This is a genomic window from Azospirillum argentinense (assembly GCF_000632475.1).
Taxonomy (GTDB): Bacteria; Pseudomonadota; Alphaproteobacteria; order Azospirillales; family Azospirillaceae; genus Azospirillum; species Azospirillum baldaniorum.
This window is the reverse complement of record NZ_CP007797.1, coordinates 251,747-276,372: the sequence shown is the minus strand read 5'-3', so window position 1 is coordinate 276,372 and position 24,626 is coordinate 251,747. Positions and strand designations below refer to the sequence as shown.

At 67.9% G+C, this 24,626-nt stretch carries 24 protein-coding genes, 1 tRNA gene and 1 riboswitch; of the genes, 8 read left to right on the top strand and 17 right to left on the bottom strand.

The window, feature by feature from the left end:
• Positions 1 to 245 precede the first annotated feature (245 nt).
• Together ABAZ39_RS30555 and ccoG are read left to right on the top strand one after the other, a co-directional pair.
• On the top strand, positions 246 to 1,694 hold the full coding sequence (locus tag ABAZ39_RS30555; protein ID WP_040138066.1) for an aminotransferase-like domain-containing protein: 1,449 nt from the start codon (positions 246 to 248) through the stop codon (positions 1,692 to 1,694).
• 189 nt (positions 1,695 to 1,883) lie between these two features.
• On the top strand, positions 1,884 to 3,380 hold the full coding sequence (gene ccoG / locus ABAZ39_RS30550; RefSeq protein ID WP_040138065.1) for a cytochrome c oxidase accessory protein CcoG: 1,497 nt from the start codon (positions 1,884 to 1,886) through the stop codon (positions 3,378 to 3,380).
• A gap of 6 nt (positions 3,381 to 3,386) precedes the next feature.
• On the opposite strand, the gene ABAZ39_RS30545 is transcribed toward ccoG, so the two are convergent.
• The 3 genes from ABAZ39_RS30545 to ABAZ39_RS30535 form a co-directional block, all read right to left on the bottom strand.
• Positions 3,387 to 4,373 carry a potassium channel family protein gene (locus tag ABAZ39_RS30545; protein ID WP_040138064.1) on the bottom strand — a complete coding sequence of 329 codons (987 nt, stop codon included), beginning with the start codon at positions 4,371 to 4,373 and terminating at the stop codon, positions 3,387 to 3,389.
• A 105-nt stretch (positions 4,374 to 4,478) separates the two neighbouring features.
• A complete protein-coding gene (locus ABAZ39_RS30540) occupies positions 4,479 to 5,081 on the bottom strand; it encodes a 2-hydroxychromene-2-carboxylate isomerase (RefSeq protein ID WP_040138063.1) in 603 nt (200 codons plus the stop codon).
• Between the two features lie 83 nt (positions 5,082 to 5,164).
• Positions 5,165 to 5,878 carry a response regulator gene (locus ABAZ39_RS30535; RefSeq protein WP_040138062.1) on the bottom strand — a complete coding sequence of 238 codons (714 nt, stop codon included), beginning with the start codon at positions 5,876 to 5,878 and terminating at the stop codon, positions 5,165 to 5,167.
• Positions 5,879 to 6,108: 230 nt separating this feature from the next.
• Here ABAZ39_RS30535 and ABAZ39_RS30530 point away from each other — a divergent pair, with 230 nt between their 5' ends.
• A complete protein-coding gene (locus tag ABAZ39_RS30530) occupies positions 6,109 to 6,294 on the top strand; it encodes a hypothetical protein (RefSeq protein ID WP_035682515.1) in 186 nt (61 codons plus the stop codon).
• 18 nt (positions 6,295 to 6,312) lie between these two features.
• On the opposite strand, the gene ABAZ39_RS30525 is transcribed toward ABAZ39_RS30530, so the two are convergent.
• Positions 6,313 to 6,714 (bottom strand): Rid family hydrolase, encoded by a 402-nt coding sequence (locus tag ABAZ39_RS30525; protein ID WP_051658761.1) that lies wholly within the window; start codon positions 6,712 to 6,714, stop codon positions 6,313 to 6,315.
• A 253-nt stretch (positions 6,715 to 6,967) separates the two neighbouring features.
• On the opposite strand from ABAZ39_RS30525, the gene ABAZ39_RS30520 reads away from it, so the two are divergent.
• Positions 6,968 to 9,097 carry a hypothetical protein gene (locus ABAZ39_RS30520; protein ID WP_040138061.1) on the top strand — a complete coding sequence of 710 codons (2,130 nt, stop codon included), beginning with the start codon at positions 6,968 to 6,970 and terminating at the stop codon, positions 9,095 to 9,097.
• Positions 9,098 to 9,113: 16 nt separating this feature from the next.
• On the opposite strand, the gene ABAZ39_RS30515 is transcribed toward ABAZ39_RS30520, so the two are convergent.
• From ABAZ39_RS30515 to thiO, 6 genes are all read right to left on the bottom strand, one after another.
• Positions 9,114 to 9,812, bottom strand: a complete 699-nt coding sequence (locus ABAZ39_RS30515) for an NnrU family protein (RefSeq protein WP_040138060.1) — start codon at positions 9,810 to 9,812, stop codon at positions 9,114 to 9,116.
• Positions 9,813 to 9,858: 46 nt separating this feature from the next.
• A complete protein-coding gene (locus ABAZ39_RS30510; protein ID WP_040138058.1) occupies positions 9,859 to 10,332 on the bottom strand; it encodes a hypothetical protein in 474 nt (157 codons plus the stop codon).
• A gap of 38 nt (positions 10,333 to 10,370) precedes the next feature.
• Positions 10,371 to 10,814 carry a PaaI family thioesterase gene (locus ABAZ39_RS30505; RefSeq protein ID WP_040138057.1) on the bottom strand — a complete coding sequence of 148 codons (444 nt, stop codon included), beginning with the start codon at positions 10,812 to 10,814 and terminating at the stop codon, positions 10,371 to 10,373.
• A 50-nt stretch (positions 10,815 to 10,864) separates the two neighbouring features.
• Positions 10,865 to 11,635: a thiazole synthase gene (locus ABAZ39_RS30500; RefSeq protein ID WP_051658760.1), complete on the bottom strand. Its 771-nt coding sequence runs from the start codon at positions 11,633 to 11,635 to the stop codon at positions 10,865 to 10,867.
• A gap of 46 nt (positions 11,636 to 11,681) precedes the next feature.
• Positions 11,682 to 11,891, bottom strand: a complete 210-nt coding sequence (gene thiS, locus ABAZ39_RS30495; protein ID WP_014199889.1) for a sulfur carrier protein ThiS — start codon at positions 11,889 to 11,891, stop codon at positions 11,682 to 11,684.
• Positions 11,888 to 13,057: a glycine oxidase ThiO gene (thiO, locus tag ABAZ39_RS30490; RefSeq protein ID WP_051658759.1), complete on the bottom strand. Its 1,170-nt coding sequence runs from the start codon at positions 13,055 to 13,057 to the stop codon at positions 11,888 to 11,890. Before thiO ends, thiS begins: the two co-directional genes overlap by 4 nt.
• Positions 13,049 to 13,152: riboswitch (TPP riboswitch) on the bottom strand. Its footprint overlaps the gene before it by 9 nt.
• Positions 13,153 to 13,642: 490 nt before the next feature.
• Between thiO and ABAZ39_RS35235 the strand changes: the two genes are divergently transcribed.
• Positions 13,643 to 15,358: a DUF4407 domain-containing protein gene (locus ABAZ39_RS35235; protein ID WP_081863452.1), complete on the top strand. Its 1,716-nt coding sequence runs from the start codon at positions 13,643 to 13,645 to the stop codon at positions 15,356 to 15,358.
• Positions 15,359 to 15,527: 169 nt separating this feature from the next.
• Here ABAZ39_RS35235 and mgtE read toward each other — a convergent pair whose 3' ends face one another.
• Entirely contained in the window at positions 15,528 to 16,967 is a 1,440-nt protein-coding gene (gene mgtE, locus ABAZ39_RS30480; protein ID WP_040138054.1) for a magnesium transporter, read from the bottom strand.
• A gap of 297 nt (positions 16,968 to 17,264) precedes the next feature.
• On the opposite strand from mgtE, the gene ABAZ39_RS30475 reads away from it, so the two are divergent.
• Positions 17,265 to 17,567 carry an STAS domain-containing protein gene (locus ABAZ39_RS30475; RefSeq protein WP_040138053.1) on the top strand — a complete coding sequence of 101 codons (303 nt, stop codon included), beginning with the start codon at positions 17,265 to 17,267 and terminating at the stop codon, positions 17,565 to 17,567.
• A 123-nt stretch (positions 17,568 to 17,690) separates the two neighbouring features.
• Here the strand turns inward: ABAZ39_RS30475 and ABAZ39_RS30470 are convergent.
• Positions 17,691 to 17,777: transfer RNA gene (locus tag ABAZ39_RS30470), tRNA-Leu, on the bottom strand.
• Between the two features lie 125 nt (positions 17,778 to 17,902).
• On the opposite strand from ABAZ39_RS30470, the gene lipB reads away from it, so the two are divergent.
• Positions 17,903 to 18,634, top strand: a complete 732-nt coding sequence (lipB, locus tag ABAZ39_RS30465; RefSeq protein WP_040138051.1) for a lipoyl(octanoyl) transferase LipB — start codon at positions 17,903 to 17,905, stop codon at positions 18,632 to 18,634.
• A 3-nt stretch (positions 18,635 to 18,637) separates the two neighbouring features.
• Here lipB and ABAZ39_RS30460 read toward each other — a convergent pair whose 3' ends face one another.
• Both ABAZ39_RS30460 and ABAZ39_RS30455 read right to left on the bottom strand, forming a co-directional pair.
• Entirely contained in the window at positions 18,638 to 19,153 is a 516-nt protein-coding gene (locus ABAZ39_RS30460; protein WP_051658758.1) for a DUF8265 family protein, read from the bottom strand.
• Between the two features lie 189 nt (positions 19,154 to 19,342).
• Positions 19,343 to 19,636, bottom strand: a complete 294-nt coding sequence (locus ABAZ39_RS30455; RefSeq protein WP_040138391.1) for an acylphosphatase — start codon at positions 19,634 to 19,636, stop codon at positions 19,343 to 19,345.
• A 245-nt stretch (positions 19,637 to 19,881) separates the two neighbouring features.
• Here ABAZ39_RS30455 and ABAZ39_RS30450 point away from each other — a divergent pair, with 245 nt between their 5' ends.
• Positions 19,882 to 20,745 carry a DUF2189 domain-containing protein gene (locus ABAZ39_RS30450; protein WP_063922762.1) on the top strand — a complete coding sequence of 288 codons (864 nt, stop codon included), beginning with the start codon at positions 19,882 to 19,884 and terminating at the stop codon, positions 20,743 to 20,745.
• A gap of 10 nt (positions 20,746 to 20,755) precedes the next feature.
• On the opposite strand, the gene ABAZ39_RS30445 is transcribed toward ABAZ39_RS30450, so the two are convergent.
• The 3 genes from ABAZ39_RS30445 to coxB are packed head-to-tail and all read right to left on the bottom strand — an operon-like array spanning position 20,756 to position 24,620.
• The gene (locus ABAZ39_RS30445) at positions 20,756 to 21,115 is read right to left on the bottom strand and encodes a hypothetical protein (protein WP_081863449.1); all 360 of its coding nucleotides are present in this window, start codon (positions 21,113 to 21,115) and stop codon (positions 20,756 to 20,758) included.
• 8 nt (positions 21,116 to 21,123) lie between these two features.
• On the bottom strand, positions 21,124 to 23,655 hold the full coding sequence (gene ctaD / locus ABAZ39_RS30440) for a cytochrome c oxidase subunit I (RefSeq protein ID WP_040138048.1): 2,532 nt from the start codon (positions 23,653 to 23,655) through the stop codon (positions 21,124 to 21,126).
• Positions 23,652 to 24,620, bottom strand: coding sequence for a cytochrome c oxidase subunit II (coxB, locus tag ABAZ39_RS30435; RefSeq protein WP_247874999.1), 969 nt, complete (start codon positions 24,618 to 24,620; stop codon positions 23,652 to 23,654). Before coxB ends, ctaD begins: the two co-directional genes overlap by 4 nt.
• Positions 24,621 to 24,626: the final 6 nt, after the last annotated feature.

Below are 24,626 nucleotides of genomic sequence, written 5' to 3'. Positions count from 1 at the left end.
GTCCACCCCGGTGGCCTTTTTTCTGCGCACGCTTCGGCTGTGGAGCCTGTTGTCCCCGGTGGGAGGAAAGGAGGTTCCCATGCATCCGATCCCGCGCGACAACAGCCCAGACAGCCCGTCCGCTCTGCTGTCGATGCGGCGCCGGACCCGGCCGGTCGCGCTTCCCCGACGCGCACATTGACAATCCATACAATCACGGGTCTTATGTCTGGAAGGGAGCGCCCCGCCTCCCTACAAGGATCGCCATGCCGCCGCTTCCCGCCCCCCAAACAGCTTCCCAACCCATCGACTGGGCACCCTCGCTGGAGGACCGCAGCCGGCCCGTCTACATCGCCATCGCGGACGCCATCGCGGCGGACATCGGGTCGGGGCGGCTGAGGCCCGGCGACCGGCTGCCGCCGCAGCGGATCCTGGCCGACCGGCTGGGCATCGACTTCACCACCGTCAGCCGCGCCTATGGGGAGGCGCGCCACCGCGGGCTGGTCGACGCGCGGGTCGGGCAGGGAACCTTCGTGCGCAAGTCGGGCCATGTCCTCCCGCCCTTCGCCGCGGAGCCGCACACCACCGTTGCGACGGTGCCGCTGGCCGTCAGCATGGCGATGAACCAGCCGCCGCAGCCGGAGAATTCCACGGCCCTGACCGCCCGCATGAACCGCGGAATCGCCGCGGCCACCGCGGCTCTGGGACTGCCGGACCTGCTGCGCTACCCGGACGGGGCCGACAGCCCGGACGACCGCGAGGCGGCGGTCCATTGGCTGCGCCATCGCCTGCCCGGCCTGACGGCGGAGCGGGTGCTGGTGGCGCCCGGCACGCAGGCCGCCCTGCTCGCCCTGCTGTCCGCCCTGGCCCGCCCCGGCGACACGGTCTGCGCGGAGGCGCTGACCTATCCCGGCTTCCGCGCCGCCGCGGCCCAACTCGGGCTGCGGGTGGTCGGCGTTCCGATGGACGCGGACGGCATCGACCCCGACGCGCTGCGCGCCACGCTCGCCGAGCACCGGCCCAAGGCGCTCTACTGCATCCCGACCTTCCACAACCCGACCACCGCGACCATGCCGGAGGAGCGGCGGCGGGCGGTCGCCGCGGCGATGCGCGACCACGGCGTGCCGATCATCGAGGACGACATCTACGGCCCGCTGCCGGAAACGGCGCCGCCGCCGCTGGCTGCCTTCGCGCCGGAGCTGACCTACCACGTCGCCGGGCTTGCCAAATGCGTGTCCCCGGCGCTGCGCATCGCCTATGTGGCAGCGCCCGACGCCCGGCAGGCCCGCCGGGTGGCGGTGGCGCAGCGGGCGACCACGCTGATCGCCGCCCCGCTGTCCGCCACCATCGCCCGGCTGTGGATCGCCGACGGCACCGCGGAGGCCGTGCGCGACGCCATCCGGGCGGAGGCCATGGCCCGCCGGGCGCTCGCCGAATCGCTGCTGCCGGCGGAGCGGATCGTCACCAAGCGGGAGGCCTTCCATCTCTGGCTCACCCTGCCGGACGGCTGGACCGGCGGGGAGTTCACCGCCCACCTGCGCAGCCGGGGCATCTCGGCGGTGGCCGCGGAGGCCTTCGCCACCACCCCGGACGTGCCCGCGGCCCTGCGCTTCTGCCTGGGCGCCCCGCTGGACCGCGACGAGACCCGCCGCGCGCTGGAGATCCTGGCCGACGCCCTGGTCCTGCCCCCCGCCACCGCGGGCGTCATCATCTGAGGCCCATCAAAGCCTGCTTCAGAGTGTCGCATTGCTGGGATCGACCCCTGAAGAATCAGGATTTTCCATACACAGCCTCTATTGAATGCATTCAATCGCGCTTGCGGAGTCGGCGATTGAAGGCATACAGTCGGCGCCATGCCGCAGGCCACCGCTCGGGTGGTGCGGATGTTTGCGCAGAGGCACGCCATGCAGAATCTCGCCCGCTCGTCCAGCCTTCCCCCGCCGCCCTCCGCTCCGGCCCCGTCCAGCCCGGCTTCCTCGACCCCGGCTCCGTTCTACGCTTCGCATCAGAAGATCTACCCGAAGGCGGCGCGCGGCCGGTTCCGCCGCATCAAGTCGGCGCTGATGGTGGGCCTGCTGGCGCTGTTCATGCTGCTGCCCTGGCTGCGCTGGGACCGCGGGACTGGCCTGCCCAACCAGGCGATCCTGTTCGATCTGGACAGCCAGCGCTTCTACCTGTTCGCCCTCGAACTCTGGCCGCAGCACATCTACTACCTGACGGGCGCGATGATCCTGGCGGCGGTCGGCCTGTTCCTGGCGACGGCGCTCGCCGGCCGCGTCTGGTGCGGCTACACCTGCCCGCAGACGGTGTGGACCGACCTTTATGTGAAGGTGGAGGAGTGGATCGAGGGCGACCGCGGCGCCCGCATCCGGCTGGACAACGGCCCGCGCAACGCCGGCTGGCTGGCCAAGAAGACCGCCAAGCACGCAGTCTGGCTGCTGATCGCACTGGTGACCGGGGCCTCGGCCCTCTTCTACTTCGTGGACGCGCCGGGCTACGTCGCGGACCTGCTGCGCTTCCAGCCCGGGCCGGTGGCGACCGGCTGGATCCTGTTCATGACCGCCTGCACCTACGCCATGGCCGGTTTCATGCGGGAGCAGATGTGCGTCTATGTCTGCCCCTGGCCGCGCATCCAGGCCGCGCTGCTGGACGACGAGAGCCTCACCGTCACCTATCAGGACTGGCGCGGCGACGGCCGGGCGCCGCTGCGCAAGGAGCAGAGCTGGGCGGGGCGCTCCGCCGAGGGGCTGGGCGACTGCATTGACTGCAAGGCCTGTGTCCAGGTCTGCCCGACCGGTATCGACATCCGCGACGGCCTGCAGATGGACTGCATCAGCTGCGGCCTGTGCATCGACGCCTGCGACGACGTGATGGGCCGCATCGGGCGCCCGGGCGGGCTGATCCGCTACGACACCCAGTCCGCCCAGGAGGCCAAGGCCGTGGCCCGCAAGCCGGAGCCCTACCGGCTGGTCCGCCCGCGCACCATCATCTACTCGCTGGTGATGCTGGTGGTCGGCGGGATGATGACGCTGGGCGTGCTGCTGGAGCCGACGGTGGACGTCTCCGTCCTGCGCGACCGGGCGCCGCTCTACGTCACCCTGTCCGACGGCGCGATCCAGAACAGCTACACGGTCAAGATCTCCAACATGACCCGCGCCCCGCAGGGCTACCGCCTGACGGTTTCCGGCCCCCGCGGCGCCACGGTGACGGCGGCCGGCGGGAATGCCGACGGGGCGGCGCCGGTGCTGGGCGCCGAGCCCGACACGGTGCAGACCCACCGCGTCCATGTCCGCGCCCCCGCTGGCGCCGCGGTGGCCGGCTCCATGCCGCTGACCCTCACCCTGACCCGCCTGTCGGACGGGGTGGTTCATCAGGCCGAAACGGTGTTCCTCGCGCCCTGACGCGGTTCACAGGGGACCGTCGCGGTCGCGGCGGTCCCGCGGGGCGGCGTGGCCGATGATGGCGCTGAAGCCGAACAGCAGAAGCAGGACGCCCATCACGATCTCGATCCCGCAGACCAGCCGCACCGCCCCCGTCACCGGGTGGATGTCGCCGTAGCCGACCGTGGCGAAGGTGACCAGCGAGAAGTACAGCCCCTCCGGAAAGGTCAGGTCGCGGCGCACGCCGTCGATGATGAAGTTCGGCTCCACCATGAAGCGGTCGAGGATGGTGTAGAAGGCGCCGAACATGATGATGCACAGGGAATAGAAGGTCAGGAAGGCGAAGGCCGGCAGCACCAGCCGGGAGGCCTGCTGGAAGAAGCCCTCGAACAGCAGCCCGGCGTCGAGCAGGAAGACGGCGATGTCGCGGGCGACGAGCGCGACGACGATTCCGATGGCCGACATCGACAGCAGGAAGATCGCCGTCAGCATCTCCGGCGACACCTCCCGCCCCGGCAGCAGGAAGGTCAACGCGCCGATTCCCCAGACCGGGGCCATCCACAGGAAGATGCGGTCGAAATGCCCGCCGTCGCGCAGCCGCCGCGACATCACGATGCTGCGGATCGTGTCGGCCCGCCACCAGGCGCCCCCCAGGAAGGCGATCAGCGGGATCGCGAAGGCGGCGGCCTGGATGTGCGACGGGATGCTGTGGAAGTTGCTTTCCAGGAAGAAGACGAAGACGCAGGCGTAGACGCCGATGAAGTTCGCCAGGGCCAGGCTGAAGAACTGGCTGCCCGGAAACAGATAGTGGAAGGCCCCGACGACGAGGCCGACCGACCCCAGCAGGGCGAAGGCCAGATCGCCCGACACCGAGCGGATGGACAGGGCGATCATCCCCTGCATCAGCGCGGTCAGCACCGCGCCGGTCAGCCAGGACCGGCGGGCGCGCGGCCGGGACGTATGGGCGGAGCCGGCGGCCTTGCTGGAGCGGCGGTCGGGGAGGATCTGGTCCATGCGCGAACCGGTTGTCGGTGATGCCCACCTTATAGCGCCATGGCCGGTCCCGATGGCAGGACTTTCAACCACCCTCCCCCAACGGGCCTTGCTGTGCGGCGGGCCTTACCAGCCGCCGGTGGACAGCCAGCGCTCCACCATGTCCAGACGGTCCCAGCCCCAGAAGGGCTCGTCATCGACGATGACGAAGGGGGACCCGAAGACGCCGCGGTCCACCGCCGCGTCGTTCTCGGCGCGCAGGCGGTCCTTGACGGTCTGGTCCTGCAGGGCCGCGGCCACCGCCGCCCGGTCGTGGCCGAGCGTGCCGGCGATCTCCACCACCGTCTCGGCGGGGCCGATGTCGCGCCCCTCCCCCCAATGGGCGTGGTAGAGGGTGCGGGCCAGCAGCTTCGCCTGCTCGGGATGCTCGTCGGTCAGCCAGTAGAAGGCGCGCGACGCCGCGACGCTGTTGGCGGGGGCCGAATCGGGGTAGGTGAAGGGCGCGTTGGTCAGCCGGGCGATCCGGCCCACGTCATGGACCAGATACTCGCCGCGCAACGGCTGCTGAAGGTTCGGCTTCATCCCAGTCACCTTGAAGATGGCGCCGAGCAGAATCGGGCGCCACGAGACGGTGCGGCCATGCGCCGCAGCCAGCTCCTCGATGCGGCGGCTGGCGAAATAGCCGTAGGGCGAGGCGAAGTCGAAGTAGAAATCGATGGGGTCGGCCATCCGCGGTTCCTCCCGGTTCTGCTTTTCCGGAAAGGCTAGCGCGCGCCGAAGGTTCCGTCCAGCCGCCGACGGCCGGACGGGCTTCAGACCGTCTTCACCTTGGCGTCGAAGACGTAGCCGGCGCCGCGCTCGGTCTTGATGATCCGCGGCTCCTTCGGATTCGACTCGATCTTGCGGCGCAGCCGCAGGATCAGCACGTCGATGGAGCGGTCGAACACCTCCGCCCCGTCGGCGCGGGTCAGGTCCAGAAGCTGGTCGCGGGTCAGCACGCGCTGCGGGCGCTTCACGAAGGCCGCGAGCAGGCCGAACTCGGCCTTGGTCAGCTCGACCTCGCGCCCGTCCTGGCTGCGCAGGCGCTGGGCGGTCAGGTCCAGTTCCCAATTGGCGAACTGCACCACGGCGCGCAGGTCGTCGGGGCTGCGCGGCGGGCGCCCCTCGCCGGAGACACGGCGCAGCACGGCCTTGATGCGGGCCAATAATTCGCGCGGGTTGAACGGCTTGGTCAGATAATCGTCGGCGCCCAGTTCCAGCCCGACGATGCGGTCCACATCCTGGTCCTTCGACGACAGGATGATGACGGGAATGTGCGATTCGGTGCGGATCTGGCGGACCAGCCCCAGCCCGTCGCCGTCGGGAAGCCGCAGGTCGCAGACCACCAGATCGACGGGTTCGCTCTCCAACGCCTTCTTCGCCGCGGCCGTGTCCGGTGCGGTGGTCACACGGTAGCCTTCCGAAGCCAGATAGGACTCCAGAAGTTCGCGCACCGGCTCGTCATCATCGACCGCGAGAATGTGCATGGCCGTTACCTCCCGTCCTCTTCATAGCTCACCGCCATGGGTGCACGCAATCGGTTACAACCCCGTAACAGGCACTCGTTGCACGACCGATGGGTGAATCGGCTGAAACATCCTGCCGTGCGATCGAAACGAAAAAGCCGGTTTCCTGAAATCACGCGGTCATCACAGGTTGGTTTATTCCTCTCAGCCGCGAGGCGAAAGGCAAAAGCCCGCACCGAAGGGGAACAACGATGCTCGTGCTCGACCACTGCCTGGAACGGATGGCCCATCTCGACCGCGCCGACCGCCTGCTGAACGAGGTGCGCGTCTACAACAGCCGCCTGCCGATCCGCGAAGCGCTGGCCCAGCACCGCGCGCTGTTGAGCGAGGCCCGCCGCCACATCGAATCGGCGCGCACGCTGATCGGCGAGGCATGAGCCTGCAGCACGAAACGCTCAGCAGCGGGCGGTGACCTCGATCTCGATCCTCACGCCCGGGTCGGCCAACGGGCAGACCATGGTCGTGCCGACGGGTGGGCGATCGCGGAATTCCTCCGCCAGGATCGGCTGTACCCGAGGAAAGTCGGCGGCGTCGGCCAGATAGACCCGCATCCGCACCACGTCCGACAAATCCGCCTCCGACCGCCGCAGGGTCCTGCGGATGTTGCGCAGGGTCTGGCGCGCCTGCTCCTCCACATCGCCGGCCATCATCCGGCGCTCCGCGTCGAAGCCGGAGGTGCCGGACACGAACACCCAGCGCCGGTCCGGGGCGCCCGCACTCCCGGCCAAAAGGGTCCGCGCACCGTTGCCCCACCAGCCGCCGGGGTCCCCTTCGCCGTTGCTCCCGTCACGATCCATGGCGCTTCCATCCCTTATTGTTGGCGTTCTTTACAGTCAGCAAAACCGCCTTGACGCCTTTATGTCACAGAGCGCCGAACCCGCACAAAGCCTGACCGGCGGCGGTTCCGCGGCATGTCGGCGCGGTTTGCGTCTTTTCGCCCGCCCAAATCTTTCCCAAATCCAAGCGTAAGCCGGGCCAGGAAGCCGGGTCCGGTCAATCGGGTCCAGTCAGGCCAAGAACGCCCAATCGTCCATAACGGGAGAAACCCGCATGTCCGGGATCACGAAAGCCGCCCTCTTCACCCTCGCCGTGCCGCTGCTGGCCGCGCCCGCCCTGGCGGCGGACCAGCCGCCGGGAGCGCTGGCGCTGAAGCGGGTGCTGCTGTCCACCGGCGGCGTCGGCTATTTCGAGCATGAGGCGCGCGTGTCCGGCGACGCGGCGCTGACCCTGGAGGTGCGCCGCGACCAGGTGGACGACGTGCTGAAGAGCATCGTGGTCTACGACGACCGGGGCGGCATCGGCACGGTGGACCTGCCGGGCCAGGAGCCGCTGGAGACCGCCTTCCGCGAGCTGCCCTTCACACCGCAGGATCTCGCCTCCCCCACCGCCCTGCTGAACGCCATGAAGGGGGCGGAGGTGCAGACCAGCGGCTCCCGCGCGGTGTCGGGCCGGCTGCTCTCGGTGACGGAGGAATACACCCAGCTTCCCAACGGCGGCGGCACCGTCACCCGCAACCGCGTCAGCCTGATGACCGCGGAAGGGCTGCGCCAGCTCGTCCTGGAGGAAACCGATTCCCTGCGCTTCGCCGACCCGCGAGTGCAGGCGCAGCTCGATTCCGCGCTGGCCGCCGTCGCCGGTGCGGCGGGCAAGGAGCGGCGGCGCCTGACCATCCGCACCACCGCCCCGCAGGCGGACGCCGGCGCCGAGCGCACCGTGCGCGTCGCCTACGTGGTCGCCGCCCCGCTGTGGAAGGCGACCTACCGCCTGACCCTGCCCGAATCGGCGCCCGGATCGGCGAAGGGGGCCGAGGGCGGCACCGGCGACCTGCAGGGCTGGGCCGTGCTGGAGAATCTCAGCGGCGACGATTGGAAGGGGGTGGAGCTGTCGGTGGCGTCGGGCAACCCGGTCACCTTCCGGCAGGCGCTCTACTCCGCCTATTTCGTGAACCGCCCGGAGGTGCCGGTGGAGGTTCTGGGCCGCGTCCTGCCGCCCCCCGACGAGGGCTCCGTGGTCGCCGACGTGATGGCGAAGGCGCAGGATTCGGCCGTCCGCTCGCGCGCCGCCGCCGAGTCCGGCGCCCCCACCGCCATGGCCGCCCCGCCCTCGCCGGCCCCCGCGCCAGCCATGAGCGCGCCCTTCGCCGGGGCGATGCCCCAGCGCGCGGCGGAGACCACCCCCGCCGAGAGCACGGAGGCGACGGCGCAGGTGCTGTTCCGCTACCCGCAGCCGGTGACCCTGGCGAACGGCGGCACAATGATGATGCCGATCACCGCCCGCGCCATCCCGGCGGAGCGGCTGTCGCTCTACCAGCCCAACACCCAGCCGCGCCACCCGCTGGCCGCGCTGCGCCTCAGCAACGGCGACTCGGGCGAGACCAGCCTGCCGCCGGGCGTGCTGACGCTCTATGAGCGGCTGGGCGGGGCCGCCGCCTATGTGGGCGACGCGCGGCTGGCCACCCTTCCGGCCGGCGAGAGCCGAATCCTCAGCTTCGCGGTGGATCAGGCGGTGACGGTGGACCGCTCCGAGCAGCCGAGCCGCACCCTGTCCCGCGCCACCCTGGCCGATGGGGTGCTGCAGCTGACCGTGACCGACCGCCAGACCACCACCTATCGGATCGCCGGCGCGGCGGGCGAGGACCGCACCGTCATCGTCGAGCACCCGCGGCGTTCCGGCTGGGAGTTGGTGCCGCCTTCGGGTGGGGCCACCGGCGGGGCCGCTCCCGACCTGACGGCCGACGCCTACCGTCTGCCGGTGGCGGTGCCCGCCGGCCAGACGGTGACCCTGGCGGTCGCGCTGGAGCGCCCGCGGATCGAACGCTTCGGCATCTCGGAGATGTCGCCGGAGCAGGTGAGGGCCTACGCCTCCTCCACGGAGCTGCCGCCCGCGGCGCGCGAGGCCCTGGCGAAGGTCGCGACCCTGCGCGGCGCCGTCGCCGACAAGGAGCGCCGCGTCGGCGAGTTGGAGCGTGAACAGGCGGAAATCGGCAAGGAGCAGGAGCGGCTGCGCCAGAACCTCGCCACGCTGCCGCGCGACAGCGACCTGTTCAAGCGGACCATCGCCAAGATGGGCGAGCAGGAAACCCGCCTGGACGGCCTGTCCCGCGAGCTGGCCACCGCCCGCAAGGAGGCCGACACCGCCCGCAACACGCTGCGCGATCAGGTGCGCGGCATGACGTTCTGAGCGTAAAGGCGGAGCGTCACCAGGGCAGCGGCGACACGCCGAACAGCATCCGGTGCAGGTGCAGCAGTCCGCCATAGACCAGAAGAGCCACCGCCGGGCGCCACCAGCCGATCTCTCGCCAGACGAGGCTTTGGCGCCCGGCCAGGATCGCCGCGAAGGGCAGGTTGGACGTCCGCGCGGCGTAGCGGTCCCAATCGGCCCCCAACCGCCGCGCCAGCTTCGCGTCGATCAGGACGCTGCCGCCCAGCGCCAGCAGGGCGAGCGTGCCGAACAGGATCAACGAGGCGAGATCCCCGTTCGGCACCATATGGGCGACCGCCCACAGCCCGACGCCCCACAGGAACGGGTTGCGCGTCACCCGCAGGATGCCGCGGACCGGCTCCCGGTCGCCGGCCAGCAGCCTCTCCTGCCCGACCGAGGTCGGGTTCGGGGTGGAGAGGCCGGCGACGAGCAGGAACAGCGCCACCGGCACCAGCAGGACCGGCACCCAGGCCAGCCCGCCGACGGGCGGCCACACCGGCACATGGGGCGCCGCGTTGTAGGCCGCCACCAGCCACCAGAAGGCCAGCGCCGAGACCAGCGAATAGAGGCCGAGATAGGGCTTCTCGCCCAGCCGTCCGACCAGGGCCGCGCGCAGCGGCGTGCTGGAAATGCCGAAATGCGTCAGCAGCAGGAACAGCCCCGCGGCGGACAGATGGGCAATGGTCCCGGTCATGAGCGGTCTCCCGGTCGCGTCCTACAACCCTCGTCAGGCGCCCTCGTCAGGCGCCCTTTTCCAGCGTCGTGCCGCTGCAATAGGCCCAATCGTCGCCGTGCAGGCCGAAGAACAGGGCCACCGGCTGCTTGCCGGAGCGGTCGATGACCACGCGGAAGCGGTTGCCGGTGCAGGCGCCCGCCGCCTGCTTCTGGTAGGGCAGCTTGACGCTCTTGGATTTCAGGCAGGAATCGGCGGCCTTGGGCGGGTTGGCCGACGCGTCGATGCGCTTGCCGTTCAGCACCATGTAGTAGTTGGTGGCCTGCCCGCCCTTGACCTCGGCCTTCACCTCGATCTTGCCGAATCGGGACTTGTAGAGGCCGGCGTCGGTTTCCCCGTCCGGCGCGCCGGGGGCGATGGCGCGGAAGGACACGGCGCCGCAGGCCGGCGGCTCCTTCTTCTGGGCGAAGGCCGGCTGGGCCAGGGCGACGGTGGCGGCCCCGACGATCAGCGCGGCACCGAAAAGACGCGACAGCGGCATGCGAACCTCCTGGATCGGATGGAAGGGGTTGGGGCGGGTCAGGCGGGGGCCTGGCAGAACAAGGTCTGCTGCATGATGGCGCAGTCCTTCTCCACCCCGCCGTCGAGCATCGAGATCTCGACGCTGGTGACGGTCAGGGTGCGGCCCGGCTTCAACACGCGGGCCCGGGCGATCATCACCTCGCCCTTGGCCGGCGACATCAGATTGACCTTGAACTCCACCGCCAGGACCTCGCTGCCCGTCGGCATCAGCGTGTAGCCGGCGTAGCCCCCGGCGTTGTCGGCCAGCGTGCTGACCATGCCCGCGTGGAAGAAGCCGTGCTGCTGCGTCAGGTCGGCGCGGAACGGCAGGCGCATTTCGCAGAAGCCGGGCTCCAGCCGCGTCAGCTCGATCCCCAGCGTCTTGCAGATCGGCTGGCGTTCGAAGCCGGCGCGGCAGCGCGCCTCCCAGTCCGGATCGCGCGGTTCGAAGGTCTTGGGCACGTCTCGGGTCTCTCTGATTGTGTTCGGGCGGCCCTTACCCTGCGCCAGCCTTACGTTCCGATCAAGCCGAGCTGCGGGCTCGACGCCTCCGCGAAGGCCCGTTTCGGCATGCGCCCGGCCAGACGGGCCGCCCGCCCCGCCGCCACCGCGTCGCGCATCGCCGCCGCCATGCGCACCGGATCGCGTGCCTTCGACACGGCGGTGTTCAGCAGGACGGCGGCGCAGCCCAGCTCCATCGCCAGGGCGGCGTCCGACGCCGTGCCGATTCCGGCGTCCAGGACCACCGGCACCGGGCTGCGCGCGCAGATCGTCTCGATGGCGTGCGGGTTGCGGATGCCCAACCCCGAGCCGATGAAGGCGCCCAGCGGCATCACCGCCGCCGCACCCAGATCGGCGAGCTTGCGGCAGGTCACCGGATCGTCGTTGCAGTAGGGCAGAACGGTGAAGCCATCGGCCACCAGCTCCTCCGTCGCGCGCAGCAGCTCCTCGACGTCGGGGTAGAGCAGCTCGCGGTCGCCGATGACCTCCAGCTTGATCCAGTCCACATCCAGCGCCTCGCGGGCGAGCTGCGCAGTCAGCACCGCCTCCTTGGCGGTCAGGCAGCCGGCGGTGTTGGGCAGCAGTCCGGCGCGGTCCCCGATGACGTCGACGAGGCTTTCCGAATAGCCGTCCAGGCTGATGCGGCGGATGGCCAGAGTGACCAGTTCGCTGCCGCTGGCCGCCAGCGCGTCAAGCATGACCTGCTGGTTCGGATAGCCGGCGGTGCCGAGAAACAGGCGCGAGCGGAACTCACGGCCCGCTATGGTGAGCGTGTCGTTCATGGGTGTTTCCTTGAATGTCGGACCCGCGCTCCGGCGGGTGAGAATTTCAGCCGCCCTGCACGGGGCGGATGATCTCCAGGGCGTCGCCCGCGGACAGCGGCGTCTCGTCCCAGCGGCGGGACGGCAGGACGGCGCCGTTGAGGGCGACCGCGACCCCGCGGGTGCCCGCGGCGATTCCCCGCCCGGCCAGCAGGGCGGCGACGGTGGGGGCGGCGAGATCCTCCTCCCGCCCGTTGACGCGGATGCGCGCGCTCATGCCGCGGCTCCTCTGGGCTGGGCGAAGCGGTCGAGCGCGAAGGGGCGGATCACCGGATCGGCCTCCCCGGTCAGGATCAGCCGCGCGATCGAATCCGCGGTGACCGGGGTCAGCAGGATGCCGTTGCGGTGGTGCCCGGTGGCGTAGACCAGCCCCTCCACCTCCGAGAGGCCGAGGATCGGGGCGTCGTCGCGGGTGCCGGGGCGGAAACCGGCCCACGCCTCTTCGATGGGCAGTTCGGCGATACCCGGTAGGGCACGCCACGCCCCTTCCAGCAGGGCGAACTGGCCCCCCGCGGTCAGCCGGTCGTCGAATCCGCGCTCCTCCGTCGTGGCGCCGACCAACAGCCGCCCGTCCAGCCGCGGGATCAGGTAGGTGCCGGGGGTCCACACCACATGGCGCAGCAGCGGCAGGCGGGCGTCCATGCGCAGGCAGAGCATCTGCCCCTTCACCGGACGCACGGGCGGACGCACCGCCGGGGACAGCCCGTCTATCCAGCCCGACCACGCCCCGGCGGCCAGGACCACATGGTCGGCCTCGACCAGCCGGTCACCAACCTGGACGCCAACGGCGCGACCACCACGGACCTCGATGCGGCCGATCTCTGCATACTCGTGCACCACGGCACCAGCCCGCAAAGCAGCGGCGTGCAGGGCGGCGGCGACCTTGCGGTTGTCCACCTGATGGTCGCCGGCGCAGAAGAGCGCGCCGGCCACGCCCGGCTGGAGGTAGGGCTCGCGCCGCCGCACCTCCGCCCCGCTCAACCACTCGACCGGCAGGCCGAGCTTGGTCTGGAAATCGTGCAGGAAGCGCACCTTGGCGGCGTCGTCGGCGTTCAGCGCGATGACCATGGTGCCTTCGTCGCGCAGGTCCACCGCCATGCCGGAGGCGGCCTCCAGCTCCGCCGCGAAGGCGGGCCACAGGTTCTGCGAGGCGCGGGTCAGCGGCAGAAGGCTCTCTTCGCCGGGTTCGGTCTCCACGCAGGCGGCGAGCATGCCGCCCGCGGCGTGGCTGGCGCCCCGGCCGGCGGCGCCACGGTCGAAGACCTCCACCCGGCAGCCGGCGGCGGCCAGTCTCCAGGCGATGGACAGGCCGATCACACCGGCGCCGACCACGGCGACGGTGGGCTTTGCGGAATCGGAATGAAATGAAGGCGCGGATACCATGCGGCGGCTCCCTTCGCTGGCATTATCCAGACAGGTTCGATGGGTGTGATCTCAGCCGCGCGAGCGCATCCCGCACGGCACCCCAGCCAATGCGCGGATCATCCGGAAGAGAACCGCCTTTGGCAAGCCCCTTTTCGTTGGCTCAACCCGCAGATTTTCCTTCTCATAGATGGCCGGGACAAAGCCGCCGCGTCGGCGGCTTCCATCCTATATGATAGAAATAAATCTTTTCACAGCAACCTCACAGTCCAGCTTTTATGAAGTACAATACGAGAAAAACTTATTTTTCTTGTTCAATTGATTCTTGGCGGGATTATCATTTTCTGTACAAAACACTGCCCATGCAATCACATGAACATTCGCGCACCAAAGCATACAATGATATGCTTTTCTGCAAAGCCAATTAGAGAGCTTTCCAATTTACCTTCTGGCATATACAATATACCCGCCGGATGGAGAAGCTACATCAGCCATGCTTCTTGAGAAACAAGACCCGATTCCTTCCGAGGATTTTCTCGGACCTGATCATTAATCAACCGAGATTTGAATCTTACCTACTACTAAACGAATAGAAAAGAGGAAATTATGTCAGTACAGGAAATATTAAAAGATACAACATCCAATATAGTGACCGCCATCAATAAAGCAATTTCAGAAATTATTCAGACAGCCTCGATATCGGACAGCGCCTTCAGCGGAGTAATTTTTGTATTCGCGTGGATTTTTATTAGTCTATCTTTTCTTTGGTTGTTTCGCAGAATATTTCGTTTTTTTCTAAAGGAGTCCGTGGGAATTGCCCATGACACGCTCCAAATCAAAAAGATGTGGAAGCGCTCAAAAGAAATATTTCCCAACAAGATTTTCGATCCTTTTGACAATATGGGGTTATCACGTGCACGCATTTCCAGCAGCCCCGCCACGAAACTATGGAGCTTCTTCGGTACCGATCGGGAGTTGATGCAGGGACTAAGACTGAAGCACTGGGCTGCGCGCGTAGCCCTGGCCATTGCTATCGCCACCACGACAGCCATGGCGGCCTTTGGTTCGGCGTCGTTCGTCCGGGAGCTTTGCGCATCGTCGGGAGCAAGCGCACTCACAACCCTATTGGCGGTGAGTTTCGGCACTCTGTTGTATACATCCATTATTTATGCTTTCGACCTGTCCATTGTCACTGCTGAAAAGATGTCGCTTGCGCGTATCTCCTGGCGATTTGCCTTTGCCCTGTTCATGTCTTGCGTGATCGGCGCCCAACTGAACATTGACTTCCACAAGGAATTTCTCAAAGCAAGACTGGAGAAAACAATTGATCTTCGCAACATGGAAGAGCAAATAGGCATCCTGAGGACAAATCTTGGAGAAGCAGAAGCAACAAAAACAGAATCGGACAAATCGCTTGCAGCTCTCCGCGAACGCGAGAAATCCCTATCGTCGCCAAACACCACGGGCCTGAAGGAGTTTTCAACACAGCGCGACTTCTTGCTAAACGACAAAGCCAAACTTGAGTGCATGCTGAAAAATGAACGAGAATATGGAAATTTCTCCTCATGCGACCCGCAGTCCGACTTTGGGTTATCCCTCAACAAAGCCCCTCGCGAGGCCGGACCGAGAGGAGAACTAGACTGCGCAGCGAAGCACAAAAATACGAATGCCTGCAAAATATACATAAAAATAGATCAATTGAGACAGGATGTAGAGCGGATTAACCTCTCTATTTTTCAGGCTACAGACGCCAAATTCCAAGAAGAATCCATCACAAAGATCAACGAAGAGATCAAAGAATATGAAGAAAAAAATAGAATCAGCAATGGATCTTTGAATAACCTGAAATATAGCATCGACGAACAACAGACGAGAATCGCCAACGCGAAGAAACGTTTGGAAGGATCAAAAACCGACCTGCTGCGCGAGATGATCGATACCATAAGGGCCGATTTCCGCGGAGAGGGTGATGGCTCCAGCTATTGGATGCTGGCAATGTTTGCCACTATCGTGATCATCGATCTTTTTGCGGTGATCGCAAAGTTCATCACCAATTCCACCCTCTATGAAGCACGACTCCGTGGTTTCGAGGCGGCCGAGATCGCGAAAGCCGAAACGATAGGCGAGATGTTCAGCACCAAAATCATATCAAGGGAACGCGAAGTCATCGACATTTTCAAGGCATGGCCGTCCGGCCGGACCGACGAGAGCGAAAGCGATCGTCCGCATTCCGCCGTAACATCATGGGTGCGAAGGCTGATCGACGAGCTGGAAAAGCGCTTTCGAGTCAAGCATCAGCCATCGGGGACAACGGCGTCGTAGAGCACAGTCGTATCTCGCCGATGCGCCGAAAGGGCTGCTTGATGACCAGCACGCCGCCTCAACCTCCGGATCACGACCGATGCGTGCCGCCCGAGCGATGGCGCCCCTTGTGTCGGGGAGCCGCTGTGTTGGGATGGGCGCTCATTGACGATTCCTCCACGGCACATCCCTACAGCAACAAAAGCGACGCCAGCCCCAGGAAGGACAGAAACCCGATGACGTCGGTCATGGTGGTCAGGAAGACCGAACTCGCCACCGCCGGATCGACGCCCAGCCGGTCCAGCCCGATGGGAATCAGCACCCCGCACAGCCCGGCGACGAACAGGTTGATGACCATGGCGCAGCCGATCACGAGGCCGATCATCGGCTCGAACCACGTCGCGGCGATGGCCCCCACCAGCGTGGCGAAGACGGCGCCGTTGAGCAGCCCGACCAGAACCTCCTTGCCCACCACGCGGGGCGCGTTGGAGGACGACAACTCGCGCGTCGCCAGGGCGCGCACCGCCACGGTCAGGGTCTGGGTCCCGGCGTTGCCGCCCATCGAGGCGGTGATCGGCATCAGCACCGCCAGCGCCACGATCTGCTCGATGGTCGCCTCGAACAGCGAGATGACGCCCGCCGCCGCGAAGGCGGTGAACAGGTTCAGCCCCAGCCAGGAAATGCGCGAGCGCGAGGTTTCCAGAACCGAGCGGTAGATGGAGGTGTCGCCGACGCCGCCCAGCTTGCCGATGTCGTCCTCGGCCTCCTCGTCGATGATGTGGACCACGTCGTCGACGGTGATGACGCCGATCAGCCGCCCGCCAGCGTCCACCACGGGGGCGGAGACCAGGGCGTATTGGCGGAACAGGTTCGCCACCTCCTCCTGGTCCATGGTGGCGGGGATGGTGTCCACCTCCCCCGTCACCAGATCGGCGATGCGGACCGACCGCTTCTGGCGCAGCAGGCGCGACAGCGGCACCGCCCCGACCACCCGGTGCATCGGATCGACGACGAAGATGTCGTAGAAATCCTCCGGCAGCTCGTCGGTGGCGGCGCGGACATAGTCAATGGTCTTGCCCACCGTCCAGAACTGCGGCACCGCCACCAGATCGCGCTGCATCAGGCGGCCGGCGGTGTACTCGTCGTAGGTCAGGTTCTCCTGGACCAGCGCGCGGTCGGCGGCCGGCAGATTCTCCAAAACCTCGCGCCGGGTGTCCTCGTCCAGATCCTCGATGACGTCGACGGCGTCGTCGGTGTCCAGCTCCGCGACGGCGGCGGCCAGTTCCTTCGGCTCGAACAGCTCGACGATCTCCTCGCGGAGATCGGGGTTGAGGTAGCTCAGCACCTCGCCGTCGAAGTCGGGGCGCAGGACGCCGATCAGCGACTCCCGGTCATCGTGGCCCAGCTGCTCGATCAGGTCGGCGATGTCGGCGGGATGAAGCGTGTCCAGCTCGGCCCGCAGCTCGTCGCGCCGTCCGGCGTGCAGCCGTTCGACGACCTCCTCGACGAACTCGGGCTCCACACCATAGGCGCGCTCCTCCTCGCCGTCCTCGCGGGGCGGGTCGGGGCGTTGGGCCGGGTGCGGCACATCGTCCTGGATACGATCCGGTTCCTGGCGGTCGGTGTGCATGGCGGCACCCTCCCTTCACGATGGCAATGCGGCGTGACGGCATGGTCCTGCGATCGGCCGACCATGGCGCACCGGCGTTTGCGGGTTGGTGGGGAGCCCTTGCGGGTTCCCGCCGGGGCGCCCACCGAATATAGGTGTGCCGCCCTTTTGTCCAGCCCGGCGGGCCGGCTCGGGACCTCCAGCCCTGCGCGCAATTGCTTGCGTGGGCTTCACAATTCGTGCACCCATAATGCGCGCGGGGCTTTTCACCTCGCGCAGCCCGAGAAGAACCGACACCACCGGCCAGCGGATGTGACGATGGAGTACGCCTACACCGACATCGACGGTCAGGAGGGGATCATGCTGTCGGGGCGTTTCACCTACGACGACAGCCGCAAGTTCCACGACCTGCTGGCGGACTGGGACATCGGCGCGCGGCCCGACGTGCGGCTGGACCTGCGCTATCTGACCTTCCTCGACTCCGCGGCGATCGGCATGCTGTTCGTCCTCGCCAACCGCTGCCGCGACGCCAAGGGGCTGGTGACGGTGCACAACGCGCAGCCCTACATCGTGCAGACCATGCGCCGCGTCGCGCTCGACCAGTATGTGGAGTTCCGCTGAGGGGGAATTGCCTGGAAAAGGCAGCCTGACAACGAAAGACGGCCCAAAAACGAAAAAGCCCGCTGTGGTCCGATGGACCGGCGGGCTTTTCGTTTGTTTGCCAAATCCCCCGTTTCGGGGGGATGGTGCGGTCGAGAAGACTCGAACTTCCACGGCATCTCTGCCACAGCGACCTCAACGCTGCGCGTCTACCAATTCCGCCACGACCGCACAAGGCTGGTAGAACCGACGTCGGGATCACTCCCGTCATCGGGTGGAGCGGGGGAATAGCAGATCCCCGATGACCGATCAAGCGGCGTCTCGCGTTTTTGCCAAAGAAAGTTCATAACGTCGGCATGACCGACCTCACCGCCCCCGTTCCGCCGTTCGCCGATGCCCGTGACGATGCCGTTCCCGCCGCCCCGGCGCGGGCGGTGGAGTGGCGCATCAGCGACACGCCCGTCCCCTACCCCGACGCGCTGGCCGAGATGGAGGCGCGCGTCGAAGCCATCCGCGCCGGCACCGCGCCGGAGCTGGTCTGGCTGCTGGAGCACCCGCCCCTCTACACCGCCGGAACCAGCGCGCGGGAGGAGGACCTGCTGGAGCCGGGCCGCTTTCCCGTCTATCAGGCCGGGCGCGGCGGGCAGTTCACCTACCACGGGCCGGGGCAGCGCGTGGCCTATGTGATGCTCGACCTGAAGACGCGCGGCGCCGACATCCGCGCCTTCGTCCAGGATCTGGAGGAGTGGCTGATCCGCACGCTGGCCGCCTTCAACATCCGCGGCGAACGGCGGGAGGGCCGCGTCGGCATCTGGGTGGACAAGGGACCTTACGGCGGAGCCCCCGGCCAGGAGGACAAGATCGCCGCCATCGGCGTGCGGGTGCGCCGCTGGGTCAGCTTCCACGGCGTCGCCCTGAACGTCGAGCCGGACTTGTCCCACTTCGCCGGCATCGTCCCCTGCGGCATCAGCGAGCATGGCGTGACCTCCATCGTGGCGCTCGGCCATCTCGTCGCCATGGAGGATGTGGACGCCGCCCTGATCGCCAGCTTCGCGGAGGTCTTCGGCGGCGCGGCCGCAGAGGAGTGACCTCTACCGCTTCGGCGGCACCCCGCCGGCCTGCGCGTCGTTGAGGACGCGCAGATCCTCGTTGGTGATCGACACGATGGTGCAGCCGGTGCTGTCGCCGTTGCGGAACAGATAGATCAGCTTGCGGTTTGCCTGCTTCTTCGGGTCGTGCAGGTTCAGGCCGTGGCCGAAGGCGACGCCCAGGACCTCGCCTTTGAAAATGGCGCGGTAGCGCATGGGCATTTGCTCCCGGAACTGACGGGAGGCGCAGGACTTGCTCAGTTCCTTCTCGAAGGTCCCGGCGTGCCGCCAGTCCTGGGTGGAGCGGATCGTGACCCATTGCGGCGGCAACGGGAACTGGACCACCGGCGGCGACAGCGGCAGGTTATAGCCGCCGGGCGGCACCGGCGGCATGTGCCCCGGCTCCGTCCGGTCGAGCGGCCCCTTGGCCCAGGCGGCTCCGGTTGCCAGCACGCTGAGGAGCAGGAGGCTCAGAGTGGCGCGGTGCAGAAGCGCAGATTTTGGCCTTTTGCCGCTCATGCCGATCCGATTGCCCCCTCCCTAACCCTCCCCCGCTTCGCAGGGGAGGGGACTGCCGCCGCTCCGCGAATATCTCCCTCCCCTGCGAAGCGGGGGAGGGCCGGGGTGGGGGCAAGGCGATCCGCTCCCCCATCCACACCCGACAGCCTAGCCCCGCATGGCTAACAGAACGCTAACCATCCCCAGCCGTCACTGCGTCGGACGTTGCTCGAACACGCCCGGACCGGGATCGCGGGCCGGCTCGACGGCGATGTCACTGACGATGGCGGCGGAGGGGCCGCGGCGGCAAGCCTCCAGCATCCGGTCGACGGCGCCCGCCGGGCCGGCGAACAGCGCCTCCACCGTGCCGTCGCCGCGGTTGCGCACCCAGCCGGCCAACCCCAGCCGATTGGCCGTGTCCACGGTCCAGCCGCGGTACCACACACCCTGCACCTTGCCATGAACGCGGGCCAGCACGGCCTTGCGGGTTTCCTCGTCCGCCATCCCCATCCCCGGTGTCGTTTCCCTACGGTCGGGACAATAGGACAGGAGCCGGTTCCGGAAAACCCGGCGGTGCCCCAGCGCCCTCCCCTCCTCCAATGAACAATGCCGCCAACCATTCGTCGGCGTATCATCCGTGCATGGCGGGGCGCGGGATCTCCTGTGACCGCCGGGCCGCGACAGCGAAGGCCGCGACCGGGCACGGGCGGGCTCGCACCCCCTGAACGAACGGTTCGGGAGGAACGGACATGACCATCCGAAACCCTGCGGAATGGGGAGCGGCCCATTTCAAGTCCTGGTCCCACGGCTTGGCCGAAGCGGGCCACGCCATCGCCCCGCCAGCGCGGGAACGGGCGGCGCTGGAGCCCACGGTGCGGCGCATCCGCGGCGACGACCTGCGCGACGCCCTGCGGAAGGGGCTCCATGATTTCATGGCCTGCCGGACCGACGTCCTCTTCATCGCCCTGATCTACCCGCTGGTCGGGCTGCTGCTGGCCGAACTTCTGCTCCACGGAAACGCGCTGCACCTGCTGTTCCCGCTGGCCTCCGGCTTCGTGCTGATCGGCCCCTTCGCCGCGGTCGGCCTCTACGAGATGAGCCGCCGGCGCGAGCGGGGCGACCCCGTGTCCTGGGCGGACGCCTTCGGCGTGGCACGCTCCCCGGCCTTCGGGGCGATCCTGGCGATGGGGGCGATCCTGACGGCGGTGTTCCTGCTGTGGCTCGTGGCGGCGCAGCTCATCTACATGGCGACCCTTGCCCCGCTGGCGCCGGAGGGCTGGAGCGCCTTCGTCCAGGCGCTGTTCACCACCCGCGCTGGCTGGGCGATGATTGTGCTGGGGATGGGTGTCGGCTTCCTGTTCGCCGTTCTGGCGCTGGCGATCAGCGTGGTCAGCTTCCCGCTCCTCATGGACCGCCGGGTCGGCGTGGCGACGGCCATCCGCACCTCCGTCCGTGCCACGCTGAGGAATCCCGAGCCCATGGCGCTCTGGGGTTTGATCGTGGCCGGTGGCCTGCTTCTCGGCTCGCTGCCCGCCTTCGTCGGGCTGGTGATCGTCATGCCGGTGCTCGGCCACGCCACTTGGCACCTCTACCGGCGCCTGATTCCGGAATGAAGCGGTCGGGCTAACCGCAGGCCGGCACCTGCAGGGCAGGAAGCCCGTTCCACAGGATGGCGACCAGCGAGCCCGCGGCGGCGAGCCCGGTGAACAGGCGGATGAAGCGGCGCGGGTCCTCGCTGGCCCGCCGGCCCGGCGCGGCGCCCCACAGCGCCGCCGCCAGCACGCCCGCGGCCAGCAGCAGCGCGACCACCGTGGCGCCGAGGATCAGCACCACCGCGACGGGGTGGCCGTACCACTCCACCCCGTCCCACTCGCGCGCGCAGATCAGCCCGTTGATGCCGTAGACCGCCGCGAAATGGGCCGCCCAGATCAGGAAGGCCGACATCATCCCGGTGAAGGTCGCGGTGAACGCCGTCCTTTCCATGGTCCACCTCACACGGCCAGACGCGGAAACAGATGCACCAGCAGGAGGGACACGATCCCCTGCCCGCAGGTGTAGAGCCACACCAGCATCACATTGTCGAAGGTGACCCGGCGCCGCGCGTGCAGCCGCCCGGCGAAGGAGCGCGCCAGCGTGAAGCCGGTCATCAGAACCAGGATCACGACGTGGAAGACCTGCCAGGAGGCCAGCATGTAGACGATGGCGCCATAGGCGCTCTCCGACGCCACGAGCCCGCTGCCGATGCGGTTGTAGGGCTCGGCCACCCCGGCGGCCAGCATCAGCAGGAGACCAACAAGCAGGGCGCCCCGCATCGTCCAGGAGCGGTTATGGGCCACGGCGCGGCTCGCCAGCAGCATCGCGCCCGCCGCCACGATCCAGAGCGCCGCCTCGCCAAACAGCCACCCCAGCCCCGGCAGGGCGTCGGTGCCCACCGGCCAGACGTCGGGGCTGACCGTCCACAGGAAGACGTAGGTGAAGCACAGGCAGGCGAAGGCCGTCCCGTCGACCAGCAGCAGGACCGCCGTCCCCCACCAGGAATGGTTCTCCGATCCCTGAAGATAGACCGGCACGCGCCAGCCGCCGCCAACGTCCTGCGGCGGATGGTCGGCCCCCTTGTCCAGGCCCCACACCCACCAGAAGACCGAGGCGATGGCCAGCACCCCCGGCACCAGCGACACCCAGTAGAGTTGCACCGCCAGACAGATGAAATGGGCGGCGGTGAACAGCCCGGCCAGGAAGTGGCTCCAGTGCGGGCCGGGCATCGGCATGAGATATTGGGGCCGGGCCTCGATCGGGCTGGTCACGATGGTCTCGCGCCGGCGGGTCGGCGCGCCGGGCAGGTAGTGGGCGCCCTCCTGCACCTCGCGCGACAGGTTCGGGTTGTCCCACAGCGGGTAGAGCGAGCGGACGTGCGGGATGCTGCGCGTCGCGTAGTCGTCGTTCGGAATCCACTCCAGCGTCCCTGCCTTCCACGGATTCTCCGGCGCCGGGCGGCCCCGGCCGAAGGCGTCGCGCGCCATGTCGATCAGCACCAGCAGGACGCCGAAGGCCATCACGAAGGCCCCGACGGTGGAGATCATGTTCAGGACGTTCCAGCCCAGATCCCCCGGGTAGGTGTAGACGCGGCGCGGCATGCCCATCAGGCCGCTGATATGCATGGGGAAGAAGGCGACGTTGAAGCCGATGAACATCATCCAGAAGGCCCAGCGCCCCAGCCGCTCCGACAGCATGGTGCCCTTCATCGTCGGCCACCAGTGATACAGCCCGGCGAAGACCGGGAAGACCATGCCGCCGATCAGCACGTAATGCAGGTGGGCCACCACGAAGTAGCTGTCATGGGCCTGCCAGTCGAAGGGGATGACCGCCACCATCACGCCGGTCAGGCCGCCGGCCACGAAGATGAACAGGAAGCCCAGCAGGAACCACGTCGCCACCGTCCATTGCAGCCGCCCCTTGCCCAGCGTGGCGATCCAGGCGAAGACCTGGATGCCGGCGGGCACCGACACGGCCATGCTGGCGGCGGAGAAGAAGCTGAGGCTCAGCGGCGGGATGCCGGTGGCGAACATGTGATGCACCCACAGGCCGAAGCTGAAGAAGCCCGTGCCGACCAGCGCCACCACCACCCAGTCATGGCCGACCAGCGGCCGCTGCGCCAGCGCCGGCACCATCATCGACACCAGCCCCGCCGCCGGCAGGAAGATGATGTAGACCTCCGGATGGCCGAAGAACCAGAACAGGTGCTGCCAGAGCAGCGGGTCGCCCCCCCGCTCCGCGATGAAGAAGGGCCAGTCGAAGGCGCGCTCGATCTCCAGAAGCGCGGTCGCGATGATCACCGCCGGGAAGGCGAAGACGATCATCCCGGCCATGACCAGCATCGACCAGCAATAGACCGGGATCTTGTCCAGCGTCATGCCGGGCGGACGGGTGCGCAGGATGCCGACGATGATCTCGATGGCCCCGGCGATGGCCGAAATCTCGATGAAGCCGATCCCGAGCAGCCAGAAGTCGGCGTTGATGCCCGGCGAGAACTTCATGCTGGTCAGCGGCGGGTACATGAACCAGCCGCCGTCCGGCGCCACCTCGAAGATCAGCGAGCAGAAGAAGGCCAGCCCGCCGAACAGATAGGCCCAGAAGGCGAAGGCCGACAGCCGCGGAAAGGGCAGGTCGCGCGCCGCCAGCATGGAGGGCAGCAGGAAGACGCCGATGGCCTCGACGATGGGCACGGCGAACAGGAACATCATGCCCGTGCCGTGCACGGTGAAGAACTGGTTGTAGAGGCTGTGCCCCAGCACGTCGTTCTCCGGCACGGCGAGCTGTGTCCGCATGACCAGCGCCAGCGTGCCCGAGATGACGAAGAACAGCAGCGCCGTGGCGATGTACATCACCCCGATGATGTTGTTGTTCACCTCCTTCAGCAGGCCGAGGCCGGAGGTCGGCTTCCAGGCGCGCTTCAGCGCCTCCAGCTCCTCCTTCGGGCGCGGCAGGCGGTTGGGCAGGGCGGCATCGTCGAGCGGCGGGGTCATTTCAGGCTCTCCAGCCAGACGGCGATGGCGTGCAGATCGTCGCCGCCCAGGATCGGGAAGGACGGCATGCGGTTTTCCGGCTTGATGTGCTGCGCCCCGGCGATCCAGCCGGCCAGCGCCTCCGGCGTGTTGGGCAGCGTCCCGGCGGCCAGCGCGCCGCGCCCGCCGACATGGGTCAGGTCCGGCCCGGCCGCCCCGTTGGCCGGCGTGCCGCGCACCGTGTGGCAGGACCCGCAGCCGGCGCGCAGGAAGGCGTCGCGTCCGGCGGCCTGCTGCGGCCCGTCGGGTTCGGCGGCGGGGCGGCGCTCGGCGGCCAGCCATTCCTCGAAGCGCTCGGGCGGCTCCACCACCACGTCGAAGGCCATCAGCGCGTGCTGGGCGCCGCAGTACTCGGCGCACTGGCCGCGGTAGGTGCCGGGCCGCTCCCCGACCAGGATCAGCCGGTTCTCGTGGCCGGGGATCATGTCCATCTTGCCGCCCAGGCTGGGCACCCAGAAGCTGTGGATGACGTCCGCCGCGGTCACCACCACCTCCACCGGGCGCCCGGCCGGGATGACGAGGCGGTTGGCGCTGCGCAGGACCTCACCGCCCTCCCCGGCCCCTTCTAAACTCACGTCGGGGTAGCGGACCTCCCACCACCACATGTAGCCGGTGACCTCGACGCGCAGCGGCTCCACCCCACCGGTGTCCGACAGTTGCCGGGCCACGGCGAACTCGTAGACCTGAAGCGCGGTCAGCGTGACGATGGGAAAGACGAGGCCGCCGCCGATGATCCAGGCGCGGCTTCCGGGAAAGCGCTCCGGCCGGGCGATGACGGCGTACCCCGCCAGCGCCATGACGAAAAGGAAGATGACCCCGCCCCCGGCGACCAGAATCAGCGTCAGGTCGAGGATCGCCTCGGCGTTGCGCCCGGCGGGGTGGAGCGCGGATTGCGGACCCCGCTCGCAAGCCGCCAGGAGCCCCATTCCGCC

Bases quoted from the DNA above. Each gene is read 5' to 3' on its own strand.
- thiS (WP_014199889.1), bottom strand. From the start codon at position 11,891: ATGAGCGCGCGCATCCGCGTCAACGGGCGGGAGGAGGATCTCGCCGCC.
- lipB (WP_040138051.1), top strand. From the start codon at position 17,903: ATGACCGACCTCACCGCCCCCGTTCCGCCGTTCGCCGATGCCCGTGAC.
- ABAZ39_RS30445 (WP_081863449.1), bottom strand. From the start codon at position 21,115: ATGGAAAGGACGGCGTTCACCGCGACCTTCACCGGGATGATGTCGGCC.
- ABAZ39_RS30475 (WP_040138053.1), top strand. From the start codon at position 17,265: ATGGAGTACGCCTACACCGACATCGACGGTCAGGAGGGGATCATGCTG.
- ABAZ39_RS30535 (WP_040138062.1), bottom strand. From the start codon at position 5,878: ATGCACATTCTCGCGGTCGATGATGACGAGCCGGTGCGCGAACTTCTG.
- ABAZ39_RS30555 (WP_040138066.1), top strand. From the start codon at position 246: ATGCCGCCGCTTCCCGCCCCCCAAACAGCTTCCCAACCCATCGACTGG.
- ctaD (WP_040138048.1), bottom strand. From the start codon at position 23,655: ATGACCCCGCCGCTCGACGATGCCGCCCTGCCCAACCGCCTGCCGCGC.
- ABAZ39_RS30520 (WP_040138061.1), top strand. From the start codon at position 6,968: ATGTCCGGGATCACGAAAGCCGCCCTCTTCACCCTCGCCGTGCCGCTG.
- ABAZ39_RS30530 (WP_035682515.1), top strand. From the start codon at position 6,109: ATGCTCGTGCTCGACCACTGCCTGGAACGGATGGCCCATCTCGACCGC.
- ABAZ39_RS30525 (WP_051658761.1), bottom strand. From the start codon at position 6,714: ATGGATCGTGACGGGAGCAACGGCGAAGGGGACCCCGGCGGCTGGTGG.
- ABAZ39_RS30450 (WP_063922762.1), top strand. From the start codon at position 19,882: ATGACCATCCGAAACCCTGCGGAATGGGGAGCGGCCCATTTCAAGTCC.
- ABAZ39_RS30510 (WP_040138058.1), bottom strand. From the start codon at position 10,332: ATGCCGCTGTCGCGTCTTTTCGGTGCCGCGCTGATCGTCGGGGCCGCC.
- coxB (WP_247874999.1), bottom strand. From the start codon at position 24,620: ATGGGGCTCCTGGCGGCTTGCGAGCGGGGTCCGCAATCCGCGCTCCAC.
- ABAZ39_RS30500 (WP_051658760.1), bottom strand. From the start codon at position 11,635: ATGAACGACACGCTCACCATAGCGGGCCGTGAGTTCCGCTCGCGCCTG.
- ABAZ39_RS35235 (WP_081863452.1), top strand. From the start codon at position 13,643: ATGTCAGTACAGGAAATATTAAAAGATACAACATCCAATATAGTGACC.
- ABAZ39_RS30515 (WP_040138060.1), bottom strand. From the start codon at position 9,812: ATGACCGGGACCATTGCCCATCTGTCCGCCGCGGGGCTGTTCCTGCTG.
- mgtE (WP_040138054.1), bottom strand. From the start codon at position 16,967: ATGCACACCGACCGCCAGGAACCGGATCGTATCCAGGACGATGTGCCG.
- ABAZ39_RS30460 (WP_051658758.1), bottom strand. From the start codon at position 19,153: ATGAGCGGCAAAAGGCCAAAATCTGCGCTTCTGCACCGCGCCACTCTG.
- ABAZ39_RS30545 (WP_040138064.1), bottom strand. From the start codon at position 4,373: ATGGACCAGATCCTCCCCGACCGCCGCTCCAGCAAGGCCGCCGGCTCC.
- ABAZ39_RS30455 (WP_040138391.1), bottom strand. From the start codon at position 19,636: ATGGCGGACGAGGAAACCCGCAAGGCCGTGCTGGCCCGCGTTCATGGC.
- ccoG (WP_040138065.1), top strand. From the start codon at position 1,884: ATGCAGAATCTCGCCCGCTCGTCCAGCCTTCCCCCGCCGCCCTCCGCT.
- thiO (WP_051658759.1), bottom strand. From the start codon at position 13,057: ATGGTATCCGCGCCTTCATTTCATTCCGATTCCGCAAAGCCCACCGTC.
- ABAZ39_RS30540 (WP_040138063.1), bottom strand. From the start codon at position 5,081: ATGGCCGACCCCATCGATTTCTACTTCGACTTCGCCTCGCCCTACGGC.